At 67.1% G+C, this 16565-nt stretch carries 14 protein-coding genes; 6 read left to right on the forward strand and 8 right to left on the reverse strand.

What is annotated here, in order from left to right:
• Positions 1-8: 8 nt before the first annotated feature.
• Entirely contained in the window at positions 9-836 is an 828-nt protein-coding gene (locus WHH00_RS04245; protein ID WP_406636821.1) for a DUF1206 domain-containing protein, read from the reverse strand.
• Positions 837-839: 3 nt separating this feature from the next.
• Positions 840-1130: a hypothetical protein gene (locus tag WHH00_RS04250; protein WP_406636823.1), complete on the reverse strand. Its 291-nt coding sequence runs from the start codon at positions 1128-1130 to the stop codon at positions 840-842.
• Positions 1131-1283: 153 nt separating this feature from the next.
• Here WHH00_RS04250 and WHH00_RS04255 point away from each other — a divergent pair, with 153 nt between their 5' ends.
• On the forward strand, positions 1284-1820 hold the full coding sequence (locus WHH00_RS04255) for a hypothetical protein (protein ID WP_406636825.1): 537 nt from the start codon (positions 1284-1286) through the stop codon (positions 1818-1820).
• Between the two features lie 168 nt (positions 1821-1988).
• Here WHH00_RS04255 and WHH00_RS04260 read toward each other — a convergent pair whose 3' ends face one another.
• From WHH00_RS04260 to WHH00_RS04270, 3 genes are all read right to left on the reverse strand, one after another.
• The gene (locus tag WHH00_RS04260; RefSeq protein WP_406636827.1) at positions 1989-3221 is read right to left on the reverse strand and encodes an AI-2E family transporter; all 1233 of its coding nucleotides are present in this window, start codon (positions 3219-3221) and stop codon (positions 1989-1991) included.
• A gap of 118 nt (positions 3222-3339) precedes the next feature.
• The gene (locus WHH00_RS04265; RefSeq protein ID WP_406636829.1) at positions 3340-4020 is read right to left on the reverse strand and encodes a FadR/GntR family transcriptional regulator; all 681 of its coding nucleotides are present in this window, start codon (positions 4018-4020) and stop codon (positions 3340-3342) included.
• A 5-nt stretch (positions 4021-4025) separates the two neighbouring features.
• A complete protein-coding gene (locus WHH00_RS04270; protein ID WP_406636831.1) occupies positions 4026-5306 on the reverse strand; it encodes a CynX/NimT family MFS transporter in 1281 nt (426 codons plus the stop codon).
• 146 nt (positions 5307-5452) lie between these two features.
• On the opposite strand from WHH00_RS04270, the gene WHH00_RS04275 reads away from it, so the two are divergent.
• On the forward strand, positions 5453-7138 hold the full coding sequence (locus WHH00_RS04275) for a CHAD domain-containing protein (protein WP_406636833.1): 1686 nt from the start codon (positions 5453-5455) through the stop codon (positions 7136-7138).
• Positions 7139-7163: 25 nt separating this feature from the next.
• On the opposite strand, the gene WHH00_RS04280 is transcribed toward WHH00_RS04275, so the two are convergent.
• The gene (locus WHH00_RS04280; protein WP_406636835.1) at positions 7164-8600 is read right to left on the reverse strand and encodes a PucR family transcriptional regulator; all 1437 of its coding nucleotides are present in this window, start codon (positions 8598-8600) and stop codon (positions 7164-7166) included.
• 168 nt (positions 8601-8768) lie between these two features.
• Between WHH00_RS04280 and WHH00_RS04285 the strand changes: the two genes are divergently transcribed.
• Together WHH00_RS04285 and gabT are read left to right on the forward strand one after the other, a co-directional pair.
• Complete coding sequence (locus WHH00_RS04285) at positions 8769-10199, forward strand: gamma-aminobutyraldehyde dehydrogenase (protein ID WP_350004524.1); 1431 nt, start codon at positions 8769-8771, stop codon at positions 10197-10199.
• Between the two features lie 44 nt (positions 10200-10243).
• Positions 10244-11614 carry a 4-aminobutyrate--2-oxoglutarate transaminase gene (gene gabT, locus WHH00_RS04290; RefSeq protein WP_406636837.1) on the forward strand — a complete coding sequence of 457 codons (1371 nt, stop codon included), beginning with the start codon at positions 10244-10246 and terminating at the stop codon, positions 11612-11614.
• Positions 11615-11700: 86 nt separating this feature from the next.
• Here the strand turns inward: gabT and WHH00_RS04295 are convergent, their stop codons facing one another.
• Together WHH00_RS04295 and rarD are read right to left on the reverse strand one after the other, a co-directional pair.
• Entirely contained in the window at positions 11701-12840 is a 1140-nt protein-coding gene (locus WHH00_RS04295) for a phytase (protein ID WP_406636839.1), read from the reverse strand.
• Positions 12837-13853, reverse strand: a complete 1017-nt coding sequence (gene rarD / locus WHH00_RS04300) for an EamA family transporter RarD (RefSeq protein ID WP_406636841.1) — start codon at positions 13851-13853, stop codon at positions 12837-12839. The genes WHH00_RS04295 and rarD overlap by 4 nt, the downstream gene beginning before the upstream one ends.
• Positions 13854-13958: 105 nt before the next feature.
• Between rarD and WHH00_RS04305 the strand changes: the two genes are divergently transcribed.
• Both WHH00_RS04305 and WHH00_RS04310 read left to right on the forward strand, forming a co-directional pair.
• Entirely contained in the window at positions 13959-14957 is a 999-nt protein-coding gene (locus WHH00_RS04305; protein WP_406636843.1) for a DNA topoisomerase IB, read from the forward strand.
• Positions 14958-15010: 53 nt separating this feature from the next.
• On the forward strand, positions 15011-16477 hold the full coding sequence (locus WHH00_RS04310; RefSeq protein WP_406636845.1) for an FAD-dependent oxidoreductase: 1467 nt from the start codon (positions 15011-15013) through the stop codon (positions 16475-16477).
• Positions 16478-16565: the final 88 nt, after the last annotated feature.

The raw sequence follows: 16565 nt of genomic DNA on the forward strand, positions 1-16565 counted from the left end.
GGCCGGAACTACATCCGGCCGAACCGTGACCGGACCAGGGCAAAAATTCCGTAGGCGATGAACCCGGCGCCGATGGCCACCAGCAGGGTCGGCCCGAACGGGTGGTCACGCAGGGCTTTGAGGCTGCCGTCCAGTCCGGTGGACTCCTCGGCGTCGTGCTTGGCCGCGGCGATCACGAAGAGCAGTCCGGTGAGGAACAGCGCTATCCCTTTGGCGATGTGGCCGGCAACGCCAAGCGTGTCGATCAGCCGGCCGCGTCGGGTGCCGTCAAAGTGGAAGAGCTCCTCCTTGAATCCGCGCCGCACACCCTTGGCCACAAAGTAGACCCCAATCCCGATGATTGTCAGGCCCAGGGCTACCAGCGCCCACAGTCCCGTGGGCGTGGCCATCAACGAGGCACTGAAATCCCGGGTGCTTTCGCTGGAGTCACCCCGTATTCCCACCGCGAAACCCGCGAAGCTGAGCCCCACGCTGGTGTAGGCGATGGCCAGGAAGCCCGAGGAAATGAGCTTGGAGAGCCGCTCCTTCCGCGGCAGCGGGCGCGCCCGCAGGGTCGCCTCGCTCGCCTGCCACACCCCCAGGCCAAAGCATGCCAGCACGCAGGACCACATGACCGCCGTGCCCCAGGGGTTCGCGGCCAGCTGCTCAATGGCGCCCGTGGGTTCCGCTTCGCCTGGCTGCCCGAAGGCCACGGTGATGGCAATGGCGCCGATGATGATGTGCAGCAGGGCCATGACGGCGAAGCCGGCCCGGGCCAAGACATCCAGGGTCTTGGTGTTGGATACCTGCTCGACGGCGTCGGCGGCCTGGCTGATGGTGGAGTCCCCGTCCGACATCGGTCAGCCGTTCATCGGCCCTTCGGCGCGCAGCTTTTCAGCCCCCGGTCCCTCAACGTGCACGGTGCAGCGGACCACGAGCTTGCCCGGTGCGTTGTCCAGCTCCACGAGTGAGTCATCGGCACTGAGGACCGTGAACACCTGGGAATCCGCCACGACGGACACCCCTTTGGCCTGGGCGGTCTCCCGGGCGTTGGCCAGGGCCTCGTCCTGCAGGTTTCCTACGTATGCATCCTCTTGATCCCGCGCCGGGTCACCAAATGCCCAGCCGAACAGCGTCCCTGTGTTTCCCATGGCCCCGATATTACGCGTTCCGCCCGTGGAAGACGGGCTTTCGTAACATTAGTAAGTGTGCTTACCATGGGCGGACCATGACCTTGATGGGACACGGCAAGTGAAGTCCGCAGGCGCGGCATCTTAGGCAGCTCAACGATAGGAATGCACACCATGGCAGGAAATCTTATTGCCCGTTCAGTTCACGATCTCTCGGCAGCAGCCTGGTTCGGCGGGTCCCTTATGGGCGCCATCGGCCTGAACGGTGCGGCAGCGGAGGCGAAGGACCCGTCCGAGCGGACGCGGCTCTCCAGCGCCGGCTGGATGAAGTGGGCGCCGTTCCAGACGGCAGCGTTCGCCTCGCACCTGGTGGCGGACCTCGCCATCGCCTGGGAGAACAAGGGCCGCATCGCCAAGCAGGAAGGCGTGGCCAGGGACACCGTCATCAAGACTGCGGTCACCGTGGTGGGCGCTGCAGTGACCCTGTACTCGGGCATCCTGGGCAAGAAGGTGGAGAAGCTCGCTGCCGAAGGCGCCGAGGGTGCCACGGAACCGCGCCCGGACGCCTCGGACGAGCTGAAGGCCGCCCAGCAGCAGCTGAAGATGCTGCAGTGGGTTATCCCGGCTTTCGCCGGCGCGGTAGTGGTCCTGGGCGCCAAGCACGGCGAGATGCAGCGTCCCAAGAACGTGTTTGCGGGGCTTCGCTCCTAGGCAGTCGGTGCCTGCTCGCAGGCGCTAAGGCGGCAACGCACGACGACGGCCCGGCACCCAGGTGCCGGGCCGTCGTCGCGCGTCCCCTCCCCTTAAAGGAGTTTTTGTCCAGATATGGCGGGTTTCAGGCCTTGGAAGTCTGCATATCTGGACAAAAACTCCGGAGGGTTAGATGGGTTTGGTGCCGGCCGGCGGGAGGTCCGGGTTCATGTCCTCGAGGTGTGGGTCTTCAGCCGTCCAGACCTGGATGATGGCCCAGGTGACGGCCGCCAGCGGAACAGACAGGACGGCGCCGACGATTCCCGCCAGGATGGTGCCGGCCGTCAGGGCCATCAGGATCACCAGGGCGTGGAGCTGGAGCGACTTGCCCATGACGATCGGCTGCAGGAGGTCGCCCTCCAGTTGGTTGACCGCGATCACCACGGCCACCACGATCAGGGCAACCACCGGCCCGTTCGCCACCAGGGCCACAAGGGCGGCGAGGATACCGGCAACAGTGGCACCCACCAGCGGAATGAAGGCGCCAAGGAAAACGATGATGGCCAGCGGGAAGGCCAGCGGGACCTGCATGATCAGCAGCGCCGCGCCAATGGCCACGGTGTCCACGAGGGCCACGATGGCGGTCCCGCGGACGTAGCCGCCGAGTACCTCGAGGGTGCGGCTGCCCACCCGGCGCAGCTTCGCCTCGCGGGCCCCGCTGAAGGGGCGCAGGAAGAAGTTCCAGATCTTGGCGCCGTCCTTGAGGAAGAAGAACAGGATGATGACCATAAGGCTGGCGCCGGCAATGAACTCCGTGACCATGGACAGGCCGGTGATGGCGCCGGAACGCACCTGGCTGCTGGTGGCAAAGTCGACGATTCCCTGCCGTGCCTGGTCAAGCTGCTCCTGGTCGATGGGAACCGGGCCGGTCAGCAGGAACTGCTCCAGCTCATCCAAACCCGAGGAGGCCTGCTGGGCCAGTTCGCCCCACTGGCTGCGGACAGAAAAGTAGATCACCGTGCCGACGCCGCCAAGGAGCAGCAGCAGGCCGATGAACGCGATGCCGGTGGCCAGTCCACCGCGCATGCCCCGGCGCCGGAGCATGTTCACGAACGGGCCTATCGCGGCGGCCAGGATCAGCGCTATCAAGATGGGAATCACCAGGAGCTTGATCTGCATCAGCGCGTAGACGGATACCACCGCCACGGTGAGGATCAGCAGTACCTGGGCCGATCGGATGCCCACCCGGCCCAGGCCGTCACCCCACAGCTGGGAGGGGGACTTGATTTCCCTGGGAACCCGGGCTGCCGGCCGCTGCGCTCGCGGCGTCCCTGATAAGTCCGTCCCGGTTGAATCCGTCCCTGCCGGTTGCGAGGGCTCTTTGCCCAGCTCATGCTCGGTCAGGCGTGATGATCGCGCCATGGAAACTCCTCATCGTCAGCGGAGCCCGCCGCGCCGGGATAGGTGGCGGACAGGACTACCTTCTTCAGATAGTAAGCCTACTGACCGATTAAGCCCTGACGAAACCCCGGATGCTGCACTATCCTGCCAGCCACTCCGCGCAGGAGTTCAGGTTCCGGTCAACAGTGGCGGCCGCGGCGTCCTCGTCCCGCGCTTCAATGGCGTCCGCGAGGAGGTTGTGCCCCTCGCGCGGGCGGCCGTCGAAGCCGGGCCGGCGCTGCTGCTTGAGGAGGTCCTGGTGGAAGGCGCTGCCGAAACTGAGGTACAGCTCGTGCAGCAGGGGATTGCCGGAGGCCTGTGCCACCCTTTCGTGGAACCCCCAGTCCGCCCTGGCCCAGGCCTCGTAGTCTCCGCGGCTCCAGGCGTGGTCGCGGGCGGTGAGCAGCGCACGCAGGGCCGTGACGTCGTCGGCCGTTGCATTGCGCGCCGCCAGCCGGGCAGCCTGGGTGTCCAGGCCCAGCCGGACTTCAAGGATGTGCTGCTCGGTATGGTCCTGGTACATGCGCCGTGCGGCGCCGGAAAGTTCGCTGGTGGCGCGGACATAGGTGCCGTCGCCGCGCCGCACCTCCAGCATCCCGCTGTGGGCGAGGGCCTTGATGCCCTCGCGGAGGGTGCCGCGCGAGACCCCCAGGCCGGCCATGAGTTCCGGTTCGGAGGGGATGCGCTGGTGGAGGGGCCATTCACCGGACTGCACCATGGCGCGCAGTTTGGCAGTGACCTCGTCAGCGAGCGGTGGGCGGGCGGAAGGGCTCAGGGCCATGGCTGTTACTTCCTTCCCACGGCGTTGGTCATGGCCTTGCCGGTGATCAGGTGCGCCACCACGATCTGGGCCAGCGCCAGGGCAAGGAGGATCAGGAGGGGCAGGGTCCAGCCGCCGGTGGCGCTGTGCAGCAGCCCCATTCCGAACGGCCCCGCGGTGGCCAGCAGGTAGCCCGTGGACTGCGCCAGCGTGGACAGGGCCGTGGTTTCGGCCGTGCTCACCCCGCTGCGGCTGATCATTACCATCACCAGCGGGAAGATACCCAGGCCGAACCCCAGCAGCGCCGCGGGGACGGCGGCCAGCCCCACCGGCAGGACAAGCAGCGAAACCAGGCCCGCCACCATGGTGATGCTGACCAGGTAGAACGCGGGCCGCAGCATCCGCGGACGGGAACCGACGGCGATCAGCACCATGCCGGCCGGAACGGAGACAAGCTGCATCAGCCCGAACATCAGTCCGCTGTCCGCCGCGCCCAGGCCCATGGTGGTCAGCATGTACGGGAACCAGCTCAGCAGGGCATAGGCAAGCAGGGCCTGGAGCGTGAAAATCGCGGTGAGGAGCAGCCCTTTGCGGGTCCGCAGCAACGGCCAGGGGGAGATCCGCCCGCCGGCCGCCCGGGGACTGTTCCGGTGCGCATGCAGCGCCACGGGAAGGAAGCCCACGAGCGCCGCCACAGCGGTGATGCCGATGGCGCCGACGGCGGCCGAGGGCGAGCCGAGTGCCTGCGCCAGCGGAACCACCGCGACGGCGGTGACGGTGGCGCCGGTGGTCATGGTCACCGTGTAGACGGCGGTCATCAGCGACGTCCGCTGGGCAAAGTGTTCCCGGATGAAGGAGGGCATCGCCACGTTGCAGACGGCCAGGCCGGACATACCCACGACGCTGCCTGCCACCAGCATCCCGGTGGCGGGAATGCCGCGCAGGAGGAGCCCGCCGGCCAGCATGGCCAGGGCCACGAGGATCGCCTTCTCCACACCCAGCCGCCCCGTCAGCCAGGACGTGCCCGCCCCTGCAAGCGCGAAGCACAGCGTGGGAATGGACGGGATGATGGCGGCCACCAGCGCCCCGTAGCCCAGCACCGCTTGGAGGTCGTGCAGAAGCGCGGACGCTCCGGTGATGCCCGCCCGCAGGTTCAGCCCGATCAGCACCAGCGCTATAACACCGAAGACGACGGCGGAGCGGGGCTTGGCATTCCCCGTTGCCGCGGCGGGGGCTGGGACTGGCCCTGCGGCGGCCGGAACAGCGGCCGGCGGCGCTTGGGTGGCGGAAGGATACGGGGCAGACATCCCTCCACTCTAAAGGTTAGACGTTTGATGTCTGGAGTTCTGTGGCCAAGCTCTCCCGGCTCCGCGGCCGGGGGCAATAGACTGCCAGCGGGAGCCCGGACGCCTTGGTCCGGACCCGGCGCGCGCCGATGCGGAAGGGACAGCTTGTGAAGGCTTCGCAGGGACTTGAGATCGAAAAGAAGTACGACGTCGGCAACGACGCCGCCGTGCCAGCGCTGGACAGGCTTCCCGGCGTGGCCAGGGTGGCGGCTCCCCATACCGATGTCCTGGAGGCCGTCTACTTCGACACCGACCGGCACATCCTCGCTTCTCGCCGCATTACCCTTCGCCGGCGGACGGGCGGGACCGACGCAGGCTGGCACCTGAAGCTGCCGCCGCTGGAAACCGGGACCACCGGCACGGAACCCCAGCAGCGGCGGGAACTGCACGCCCCGCTGGGGCAGCCCGGCGTGGTGCCGGACAGCCTGCTCGACCATATCCGGGCCTATCTCCGCGGAGCGTCCGTGGCGCCGGTGGTGCGGCTCGAAACCCGCCGCACCACGCACGCCCTCTACGGCGAGGACGGCGTGCACCTGGCGGACCTGGCCGATGACCGGGTGACGGCGGAGCGCCTGCACCCCGGGGGGCGGGAAGGCTCCGGCGGGCAGCAGCATTGGCGTGAGTGGGAACTGGAACTTGTCCACGGCGGGCCCGGGCTCTTCGCCCCGGCTGAGGAACTGCTGGTGGAGGCCGGCGCCCGCCCTGCGGGCCACGCATCCAAGCTTGCCCGCGCGCTGGGAGGCGAACCGGGCGGCGAACCGGACGCCGGCCCAGGTAGCGAACTGGGCGGCGCGGCCGGCAGCACTTCGCCGGGCGCCGGCCAGTCCCAGGCCGCCGGCCCATCCACGGACGAAAGCATCCAGGACCACAGCATTCAGGACCAAAGCACCCCGGACCTTGCTGCCGGCAAGAAGGCGCCCGCGGCCGCCGTCGTCACTGCGTACCTCGCCGGGCAGATCCAGGAAATCCTGGCCCAGGACCCCAAGGTCCGGCTGGAGGAACCCGAGTCCGTGCACGACATGAGGTCGGCCGTGCGTCGGCTCCGTTCCGCGCTCGCGGCCTACCGCAAGCTCTATGCCGCCCGGCCCGTGCGGCATCTGCGGGACGAGCTGAAGTGGCTGGGCCAGCTGCTGGGCGGACCGCGGGATGCCGAGGTCCTGCTGGACAGGCTGCGCGGGCACCTGGGTGAACTGCCTCCGGGCGAGGGGGTTGACGCCGCCAGGGACCTGGTGGAGCGCAGAGTAGGCGGCGCGTTCGACGACGGGTACCGGCGCTTGCAGGAGGCCCTGCGGTCGGAGCGCTACTTCCGGCTCCTGGACGAACTCGACGCCTTCCGGGACACCCCTCCGGTCCGGGCGGAAGCGGTGGCCCGCGGCCGCCGGGTGTCCGCAAAGGCAGTGGACAAGTCGGCCAGGCGCCTGCAGCGTTCGCACAGGGCGGCAACGCGGGCCAGGCGCGGGACAGACCACGAAAACGCACTCCACCAGGTACGCAAGGATGCCAAGCGGCTCCGCCATGTGGCGGAAACGGCGGCCCTGGTACGCGGCAAGCGCGCCCGGAAAGTGGCCAAGGCGGCGCAGCGGCAGCAGAAAATCCTGGGCAACTTCCATGACGCCGTGATAGCCCGCGACCTGCTGGGCGCCGTAGGTTCGGACACGGAAATGGCCGCCCCGGAGGCGGCGGCACTGACCGCGCTGCGCACGCGCCAGGCCGAAGAAATGGGCGCAGCCGAGGCCAAGTACCGGAAAGCCCGCAGGAAATCCCGCGAGCTGCTGCGCCGCGGGGTTCTTTAGGACCCGGGCACTTCCGGCGCCGGGGTTACTTGCCCTGCCGCGCGCCCAGCCGGGCCACGGCCAGGGCCAGCCAGAGCTGGACGCGGTCCGTGGTGACGGCGGGGTCGTACCCGGTAAGCTCTGTGATCTGGGCCAGCCGGTAGCGGACCGTGTTGCGGTGCAGCGTGAGTTCCTCCGCCACGGCGGCCACCGAGCCGTTGTTGTTGAGGTAGCTCTCCAGGGTGGCCATCAGTTCCGATCCGTGGGCGGCGTCGAAGGTCCGCAGCGGGTTCAGGGATTCGTTGGCCATGTCCGCCAGCGGCACGTCCTCGCTGGCGAGCAGCAGCGACGTCAGGCTCAGCCGCTCCGGTTCATTGACGGGCAGGCCGTGGCTGGCGGCGTCCCGGGCCTCGAAATAGCTCCACCGCAGGCCGTTGGGCTTGGTGTACGCCCCGCCGATGCCGATGGTCGCGTGCAGGCCCGCCTCGGCCAGGTGGTCGCTCAGTTTACGGGCCAGCGCAGGTGCGCCCACGCCGTCGTCATTAATCACCAGGACCAGGTCCTTGCCCACGACGGCGGCCACCGCGTTCTCCAGTTCGCGCGGCACCGAGGTGCTCACCAGGGCTTTGTTGTGCGCGGCGGAAACAGCCAGCAGCACCACGTTCTTCCGCGTGCTGTTGACACCCACGCCCGCCAGCCGCCGCTGGGCCTCGCTGGTTTCCAGGGCCCCGTGGATCACGTCCTCGAGGACCTGGCCGCACAACGCACGCTGGGCCTGGCGCTGCTTGACCATGTTGTTCAGCTCCACGCTGATCAGGTTCTGGGCATAGCCGATGATGCCAGAGTCCTCGAAGGGCTGCCGGACCCACAAGGTGCAGGCGTCCCGCCGGCCGGTGGGGACGGGGTAGGAGGACCACGTGTCCGCCGAAGGGGATTCGCTGCTGCTGTTGTAGAGCTGGGCCGTGAACTGGCTCAGGGCAACATCGGTGCGCAGCATGCCCCCCAGGTGCTTGAGGAGTTCGGCAAGCCCGCCCCCGGTGAGCAGCGCCCGTGCCAGCACCTGGTGCCCGGCGATCAGCCGCTCAAGTTTTGCGTAGTGGTCCGCCGACTGGGCATCGGCCACCAGCTTGCCGATGGCGATGAAGGGCGTCTCGTAGGGGACCTCCACCACGGGCAGCCCCCAGCGGTTGGCTTCCGCCAGCAGGGCCGGGGGGACCGTCTCGTGGGAGAGCCCCACGCCGAAGCCGATGCCCACGGCGCCGGCCCGCTGCACCTGCCGGACAAAGCGCCGCTGCTCCGGGGCGGACCGCAGCCGCAGGCCGGTGGTGAGGATCAGTTCACCGCCGTTGATGAAGCGGTGCGGATCCTCCAGTTCGGTCACCGCCACCCAGTTGATGTCCTGGTGCCAGGTGGTTTCCGCGAGCCCGGCTTTGGTCAGCTTCAGGGAGTTCACACCCAGGAGGGCGGCAAGGGAAATGGCCATGGATCAAGGATAAAGGGGTGCTGGGCAACCGCACTAAATAGGCTCAGGAAGGGTGTGCAGGTGGCTATTCACTGGGCTGGGGTGCTGGCATAGGCTCAAGGCAGTTCCATCCCTCCGCCCTGAATTCAGCCCGGGCGCGGAAGGCCCCTACGAAAGAGGTTGCACACCGTGGTCCAAACCTTGCAGAACTTCATCAACGGGAAGTTCGTCACTCCTGCCGGCACCGCCCTGCTGGACATCGTGAACCCCACCAACGGCGAGGTCGTGGCGCAGTCGCCCGTCTCGGTGCAGGCCGATGTGGACGCTGCCATGACCGCGGCGAAGGACGCCTTCAAAACCTGGAAGCACGTCACCCCGGGCCAGCGCCAGCTTATGCTCCTCAAGCTGGCAGACGCCGTCGAGGCCAACAGCGATGAACTCGTGGAGGCCCAGCACCGCAACACCGGCCAGGTGCGGTCCCTGATCGCGTCGGAAGAAGTGGCCGCCGGGGCCGACCAGCTCCGCTTCTTTGCCGGTGCCGCCCGCATCCTTGAAGGCAAGTCCGCCGGTGAATACTTCGAGGGACACACCTCCTACGTCCGCCGCGAGCCCATCGGCGTCGTGGCGCAGGTGGCGCCCTGGAACTACCCGTTCCTGATGGCCATCTGGAAGATCGGCCCCGCCCTGGCCGCCGGCAACACCGTGGTGCTGAAGCCCTCGGACACCACGCCGGAATCCACCCTGGTCCTGGCCCGCCTGGCCGGTGAAATCTTCCCGGCCGGCGTCCTGAACGTGGTGCTGGGCACCGGTGAGACCGGCGCCATGATGGTGGACCACAAGGTCCCCGGCCTGGTGTCCATCACCGGCTCCGTCCGCGCCGGCATCGCCGTGGCCTCGGGTGCAGCCAAGGGCCTCAAGCGTGCACACCTGGAGCTTGGCGGCAAGGCTCCCGCCATTGTCTTCAAGGACGCCGACATCAAGAAGAGTGCAGCGGCGATTGCCGAGTTCGCGTTCTTCAACGCAGGGCAGGACTGCACGGCCATCACGCGGGTCCTGGTGGAGGATTCCGTGCACGACGACGTCGTGGCCGCCATGGTGGAGCACACCAGGACCCTGCGCACGGGCTCACAGAACGACGAGGACAACTACTTCGGCCCGCTCAACAACGTTAACCACTTCAACGCCGTCAGCTCGGTGGTGGAAAACCTGCCGGACAACTGCAAGATTGTCACTGGCGGCCACCGTGCAGGGGAGAAGGGCTACTTCTTCGAACCCACCATCGTCACCGGCGCCAGGCAGACCGACGACATTGTCCAAAAGGAAACCTTCGGACCCGTCATCACGGTGCAGAAGTTCAGCACAGAGGAAGAGGCTGTTGAGCTGGCGAACGACGTGGACTACGCCCTCGCCTCAAGCGTGTGGACGTCCAACCACGGCACGGCCATGCGGCTCAGCCGGGACCTCGATTTCGGTGCCGTCTGGATCAACACCCACATCCTCCTCACCGCCGAAATGCCCCACGGCGGTTTCAAGCAGTCCGGCTACGGCAAGGACCTCTCCATGTACGGCGTTGAGGACTACACGCGCATCAAGCACGTGATGTCCGCCCTCGACTCTTAATTCCCCACCGCACCAAACCCCAGGCTTCAAAGAAAGGCCTTCCCATGACCACCACAGCATCAGACATCACCTTCCGCCTGGAGCAGAAGCGCCGGGTCCAGGCTGACTTCCCCGGCCCCAAGTCAGTAGCCCTGACCGAACGCCGCAAGGCAGTCGTCGCAGCCGGCGTCGCCTCCAGCGTCCCCGTCTACGTTGCAGACGCCGACGGCGGGATCATCCACGACGTCGACGGCAACTCCTTCATCGACCTCGGCTCGGGCATCGCCGTGACGAGCGTGGGCGCGTCCGATCCCGCCGTCGTCGGGGCCGTCAAGGAAGCCGTGGAGCACTTCACGCACACCTGCTTCATGGTGACCCCCTACGAGGGCTACGTGGCCGTGGCCGAGCAGCTGAACCGCCTCACCCCGGGCGACCACGAGAAGCGCACCGTCCTCTTCAACTCCGGTGCCGAGGCCGTGGAAAACGCCGTCAAGGTGGCCCGCCTCGCCACCGGACGCGACGCCGTCGTGGCTTTCGACCACGCCTACCACGGCCGTACCAACCTCACCATGGCGCTTACCGCCAAGGCCATGCCGTACAAGACGAACTTCGGCCCGTTCGCGCCCGAGGTCTACCGCATGCCCATGAGCTACCCCTACCGCGAGGAAAACCCGGAGATCACCGGTGCCGAGGCCGCCAAGCGCGCCATCACCATGATCGAAAAGCAGATCGGCGGGGACCAGGTTGCCGCGATCATCATCGAACCCATCCAGGGCGAGGGCGGCTTCATCGTCCCGGCCGAGGGCTTCCTCCCGGCACTGGCTGCATGGGCCAAGGACAAGGGCATCGTGTTCATTGCGGACGAGGTCCAGTCCGGCTTCTGCCGCACCGGTGAATGGTTCGCCGTCAACCATGAAGGAGTTGTCCCGGACATCCTGACCATGGCCAAGGGCATCGCCGGCGGCATGCCGCTGTCCGCCATCACCGGCCGGGCAGACCTGCTGGACGCCGTCCACCCGGGCGGCCTGGGCGGCACCTACGGCGGCAACCCGGTGGCGTGTGCTGCCGCGCTGGCGTCCATCGGATCCATGGAGGAGTACAACCTCAACGGGCGTGCCCGCCACATCGAGGAACTCGCCACCGGCCGGCTCCGCGAACTTCAGGCCGAGCTGGCCGGTGCCGGCTCCTCAGTGATCGGCGACATCCGCGGCCGCGGCGCCATGCTGGCCATCGAACTGGTCCAGGCCGGCTCCAAGGAACCCAACCCGGAACTGACCAAGGCCGTTGCCGCTGCCTGCCTGAAGGAAGGCGTCATCATCCTGACCTGCGGAACCTACGGCAACGTGATCCGCCTGCTGCCGCCGCTGGTCATCACCGATGACCTGCTCAACGATGGCCTGGACGTTCTCGCGGCCGCCATCAGGGCCAACGCGTAACACCCCGTACAGAGCCAGCGCCACCTCGCAACGGCGCGAACAAACTCCAGGCCCCGAAAGCAACGCTTCCGGGGCCTGGGGTTTTGTTACTCCAAAACAAAGGCAAGAGGAATGTACTTCAGGTTGGACGTTGTCCCGCCCTTGTTGTCTTCGTCGTGGACCACCAGGAGTCCTTGCTCAAACTGCGGCCCGGCGTTCAATGCCGTCACGTCCAGGCCGTCGGTTCCGGACACGCCGTCGATATTCCCGTTCCCGCCCACCGCGAATTTCTTGATGAAGGCGTTGTCACCGGAGCGGTCATAGACGGCGATGGTGGAGTCGCCCTGGCTGGACACGAACAGGTGGCCTGAGCCGCCGGGGCCGTAGCTGATGCCCATTCCCTCCACGTCCGCCACCAGGCGCCCCGCGCCGGTTTTGTCCATGGCGGCCCGTTCCGTTCCGCCGTCGGGTTCTGCGTTGTACTTCCAGACGCCGACATCTTCCTGCGCAACGTAAAGGTGCCCCAGTTCGTCATCCGCGACGCAGCTTTCCGTGATGCTGCTGATGGGAAGCTCCCTGACAAGCTCCGCGTCCACCCGGCCGTCGCCGTCGTCAACCAGCTCGAACTGTTGGATGGACCCTTCCTCGTTCGGGGTGACAAAGGCGTAGAACTTGCCACTGGCGCTGCTGCGGTACATGCAGAAGCCGTAGTTGGGTGCGAACGTCTTGATGCTGCCTGCCGCCACGGGGGCGAGGGTCCTGGTTTCGGGGTCCAGGGTCCACAGGGCAAGGGTGTCGTCCGTCCGGTTGTTCCCGCCCACCAGCACAGCCGGCTTGCCGGACAGCGGGAACCCCGTCCTCAGGTCCACGTTGCCGATCATCCCGTCCGGGCGGAACTGGACCAGTTTGCCGTCCATCCCAAAGACCCCGATGCCGCCTCCCTTGGACGCCTTGTTGTCCGCGATCACCACGCTGTTGGCCGGGTTGGCAGGGTCTACCCAGATGGCAGCGTCGTCCGCCACGTCGCCGGATCCCGAGAAGCTGGATGTTTCCACCGCGGGCCCCTCGGCCGCCGGTGCCGATGTGGTGGGCAAGGACGGTTCAGGGCTGGCAGGTCCGGGCGGCTGGTCCGCCGCCGGGAGGTTTGTGAGCAGCACCAGCACCGCGAGGACAGCAAGCGCAAGGAAGGCAGCGACGGCGATACGGATGCGGGCACGCCTGGTCTTTCCCGCGGAAGGAGGTGTCATGTGCCCCGCTTTGCGCGTTTGGCCACCGAGTTCCTGCGCGCCGCCCCCAGCATGTCCACGGTCAGGACAGCCAAGGCAAGCCACACCACTCCGAACCCGATCCAGCGTTCCACGGTCATCGCTTCCCTGAATACCACGAGGGCCAGGATGAACTGCAGGACGGGAGCGCAGTACTGGAGCAGGCCGATGGTGGTCATGGGCAGCCTGCGGGCGGAAGCGCCGAAGAACAGCAGCGGAACAGCCGTGATCACGCCGGACGCCACCAGGAGCCAGAAATGGCCCGGACCCTGCGTGGTGAGGGTGTCGGTTCCGGTTACGGCCAGGAAGATCATGGTGGCCGCTGCGAACGGGGCCAGCACCATGGTTTCCACGCTGAGGCTCGTGACGGCGTCCACCCTTGGCCCCACCCGTTTCTTGACGAAGCCGTAAAGGCCAAAGCTGAACGCCAGGGTGAGGGCGATCCACGGGAGCTTGCCGTAGGAATAGGTCAGGACGCCTACCGCAACAAACCCGATGCCGACGGCGGCCCATTGCAGCGGCCGCAGCTTCTCCTTCAGGACAAACACGCCCAGCAGTACGGACACCAGCGGGTTGATGAAGTAGCCAAGGGACGCCTCAACGGCCTGCCCGGTGGTGACTCCATAGGTGTAGGTGAGCCAGTTGACTGCGATCAGCAAGGCAGCCAGGGCCAGGGAACCGAACACGGCGCGGTTCCGCAGCGCCCGGGCCAGGGCGGACCAGGCGCGGGTAACCGTGATGAGGAGTGCACAGAACAGCAGCGACCACACCACCCGGTTTGCCACGATTTCGACGGCGCCGGCCGGCATGAGCACAAAGAAGTACAGGGGGAGCAGCCCCCACAGCCCGTACGCGGCGATGCCAAAGAGGACTCCCGCCGTCGTCTCCTTGTCCACTGCCTTGGGGCCTGCTGCCGGGGAAGAGCCTGCGGCGGAACCGGCGGCAGCCGGGACGGTAACGGGGGAGGATCCGTGGGGAGAGGGCACGAAACCCATAACACCACCTCAGCGGCAGGTATTCCAGCAGGCAGGACATGCAATCCGGGAAATAGTCAGTAGGCTTGCTTTTATGACATTCGCGAAGCGGCCGGGCACGGCCCTGTGAGGCTCCGCCGCAGCAACGCCTCGGGCCGGGGCTACCGCCGTGTCGCCGCCGGCACGGGCTTCAGCTACCGGGACCTTGACGGCTCAACACTGCCACCCGGCCCCACCCGGGACAGGCTGGAAAGCATTGGCATTCCGCCTGCCTGGACAGACGTCTGGATTGCCCCGTTTGAAAATGGCCACATCCAGGCAACCGGGCTGGATGCCGTGGGCCGGCGGCAGTACATCTACCATCCGGAATGGCGGGAACGGAAGGACCGCGTCAAGTTCGACCGTGCCCTGCAGCTGGCCGAATCGCTGCCCGCCGCAAGGCGCCGGGTCACCATGGACCTGCGGGGGGAAGGGTTCACGCGCGAACGGGTCCTTGCCGGTGCCTTCAGGATGCTGGACAGCGGGTCGCTGCGGGTGGGGTCTGAACGGTACACGAACGAAAACGGCAGCCACGGGCTTGCCACCCTGCTGTGCGCCCACGTGCAGGTGCGCAAGGACCGGATCCACCTGAGTTTTCCGGCCAAGAGCGGGAAGGACTGGGAATCGGAAATCCGCGACGCCGACCTCGCTGCCCTGCTGCGCCAGCTCAAACGCCGCGGCGGGAACGCCAGGCTCCTGGCGTTTAAGGAGGGCCGGCGCTGGCGTCCCGTGACCAGCGCGGACATCAACGCCTACGTGAAGGAGCGGACCGGCTCCGACTTCACCGCCAAGGACTTCCGGACCCTGCGCGGAACCGCGGCGGCCGCCGCCAGCCTGGCCCGAACCGGCCCGCAGCGGACGGCCGCCAAACGCAAGCGCGCCATCAGCCGGGCCATGATGGACGCCTCCGAGGTGCTGGGCAACACCCCGTCCATCGCCCGCAAGAGCTACGTGGACCCGCGCGTGCTGGACCATTACCACGAAAGCGAAACCATCGACCCCAAACGGCCGGACTCCGCCGAAGCCGAGCTGCGGGCGCTGCTGTACCGGGAGGGCGACGTGGTTCCGCTGGCGAAAAGCGGCTGAGGCCTAGAATAGGGGACTGTGCGCTACCTGTTCGGCGCGACGTCATGCATCAGATGATCAGTTCAGAAGGGCTTCCGGTGTCCAACCACAGCGAAACCATTTCCTCCCGCCCCCTCCGCGTCGCCATTGTGGGCGCGGGACCGGCGGGCGTCTACGCTGCGGACATCCTGACCAAGTCCAGCGGGGTCAAGGACGGCGACTTCGAGGTCAGCATCGACCTGTTCGAGGCCTACCCGGCGCCGTATGGCCTGATCCGCTACGGCGTTGCCCCGGACCACCCGCGCATCAAGGGCATCGTCAACGCGCTCCACAAGGTCCTGGACCGCGGCGACATCCGGTTCCTGGGCAACGTGACTTACGGCCGGGACCTCACGCTCCACGACTTCCGGGCCTTCTACGACGCCGTGATTTTCTCCACCGGGGCCGTCAAGGACGCGGACCTGGACATCCCCGGTATTGACCTGCAGGGCTCGTTCGGCGGCGCGGACTTTGTGTCCTGGTATGACGGCCACCCGGACGTGCCGCGCGAATGGCCGCTGGACGCCAGGGAAATCGCCGTGATCGGCAACGGCAACGTGGCGCTGGACGTGGCGCGGATGCTGGTTAAGCACCCCGAAGAGCTGCTGAGCACCGAGATCCCGGACAACGTGTACGCCGGCCTGAAGTCTTCCCCGGTCACGGACGTGCACGTGTTCGGCCGGCGAGGCCCAGCCCAGGTGAAGTTCACGCCGCTGGAGCTGCGCGAACTGAGCCACATGAACGATGTCGACATTGTGCTCTACCCGGAGGACTTCGAATTCGATGAGGCCTCCGATGAGGCGATCCGCAGCAACAACCAGATCAAGACCATGGTGAACACCCTCACCAACTGGCTGGTGGAGGAACACACCGAATCGGAGAACCCCTCATCCCGGCGGCTGCACCTGCATTTCCTGCACAGCCCGGTGGAAATACTTGCCGACGGCGGGGAAGGCGGCCCCAGCAAGGTGGCCGGGATCAAGTTTGAGCGCATGCAGCTTGACGGCACCGGCAACGCGAAAGGCACGGGGGAGTACGTTGAGTACCCGGTCCAGGCGGTTTACCGGGCCATCGGCTACCACGGCTCCGCGCTGGACGAGCTGGAGTACGACGCCAAGCGCGGCGTCATCCCGAACGAGGGCGGCCGCGTGCTGGACGATGAAGGCAACCCGGTTCCCGGCATCTACGCCACCGGCTGGATCAAGCGCGGACCGGTAGGCCTGATTGGCCACACCAAGGGCGACGCCCTGGAGACCATCGGCTTCCTGCTTGAGGACAGGCTTTCCCTGCCGCCGGCCCAGAATCCCGATCCCCAGGCCATCATCGACCTTCTCGAAGAGCGCGGCATCGAATACACCACGTGGGAGGGCTGGAACCGGCTGGACGCCCACGAGGCACAGCTCGGTGCTGACTGGACCGGTCCCGAGGGCCTGGACCACGTGGTCCGCGAACGCATCAAGGTGGTGCCGCGCGAGGAGATGATCCGCATCTCCCGCGGCTGACCCGTCCCGCCCCCAGCCGGAGTCTTTGTCCACGTATGCAGACTTGGATGCTCTTAAACCCTGCATAAGTGGACAAAAACTCCAGAGC

The organism is Pseudarthrobacter quantipunctorum (assembly GCF_045291495.1).
Lineage (GTDB): Bacteria > Actinomycetota > Actinomycetes > Actinomycetales > Micrococcaceae > Arthrobacter > Arthrobacter quantipunctorum.

What these genes read in the sequence shown, in the direction of transcription:
- WHH00_RS04255 (WP_406636825.1), top strand. Translation starts at nt 1,284, where the DNA reads ATGGCAGGAAATCTTATTGCCCGTTCAGTTCACGATCTCTCGGCAGCA.
- WHH00_RS04250 (WP_406636823.1), bottom strand. Translation starts at nt 1,130, where the DNA reads ATGGGAAACACAGGGACGCTGTTCGGCTGGGCATTTGGTGACCCGGCG.
- WHH00_RS04270 (WP_406636831.1), bottom strand. Translation starts at nt 5,306, where the DNA reads ATGTCTGCCCCGTATCCTTCCGCCACCCAAGCGCCGCCGGCCGCTGTT.
- WHH00_RS04310 (WP_406636845.1), top strand. Translation starts at nt 15,011, where the DNA reads ATGATCAGTTCAGAAGGGCTTCCGGTGTCCAACCACAGCGAAACCATT.
- WHH00_RS04245 (WP_406636821.1), bottom strand. Translation starts at nt 836, where the DNA reads ATGTCGGACGGGGACTCCACCATCAGCCAGGCCGCCGACGCCGTCGAG.
- gabT (WP_406636837.1), top strand. Translation starts at nt 10,244, where the DNA reads ATGACCACCACAGCATCAGACATCACCTTCCGCCTGGAGCAGAAGCGC.
- rarD (WP_406636841.1), bottom strand. Translation starts at nt 13,853, where the DNA reads ATGGGTTTCGTGCCCTCTCCCCACGGATCCTCCCCCGTTACCGTCCCG.
- WHH00_RS04295 (WP_406636839.1), bottom strand. Translation starts at nt 12,840, where the DNA reads ATGACACCTCCTTCCGCGGGAAAGACCAGGCGTGCCCGCATCCGTATC.
- WHH00_RS04265 (WP_406636829.1), bottom strand. Translation starts at nt 4,020, where the DNA reads ATGGCCCTGAGCCCTTCCGCCCGCCCACCGCTCGCTGACGAGGTCACT.
- WHH00_RS04280 (WP_406636835.1), bottom strand. Translation starts at nt 8,600, where the DNA reads ATGGCCATTTCCCTTGCCGCCCTCCTGGGTGTGAACTCCCTGAAGCTG.
- WHH00_RS04260 (WP_406636827.1), bottom strand. Translation starts at nt 3,221, where the DNA reads ATGGCGCGATCATCACGCCTGACCGAGCATGAGCTGGGCAAAGAGCCC.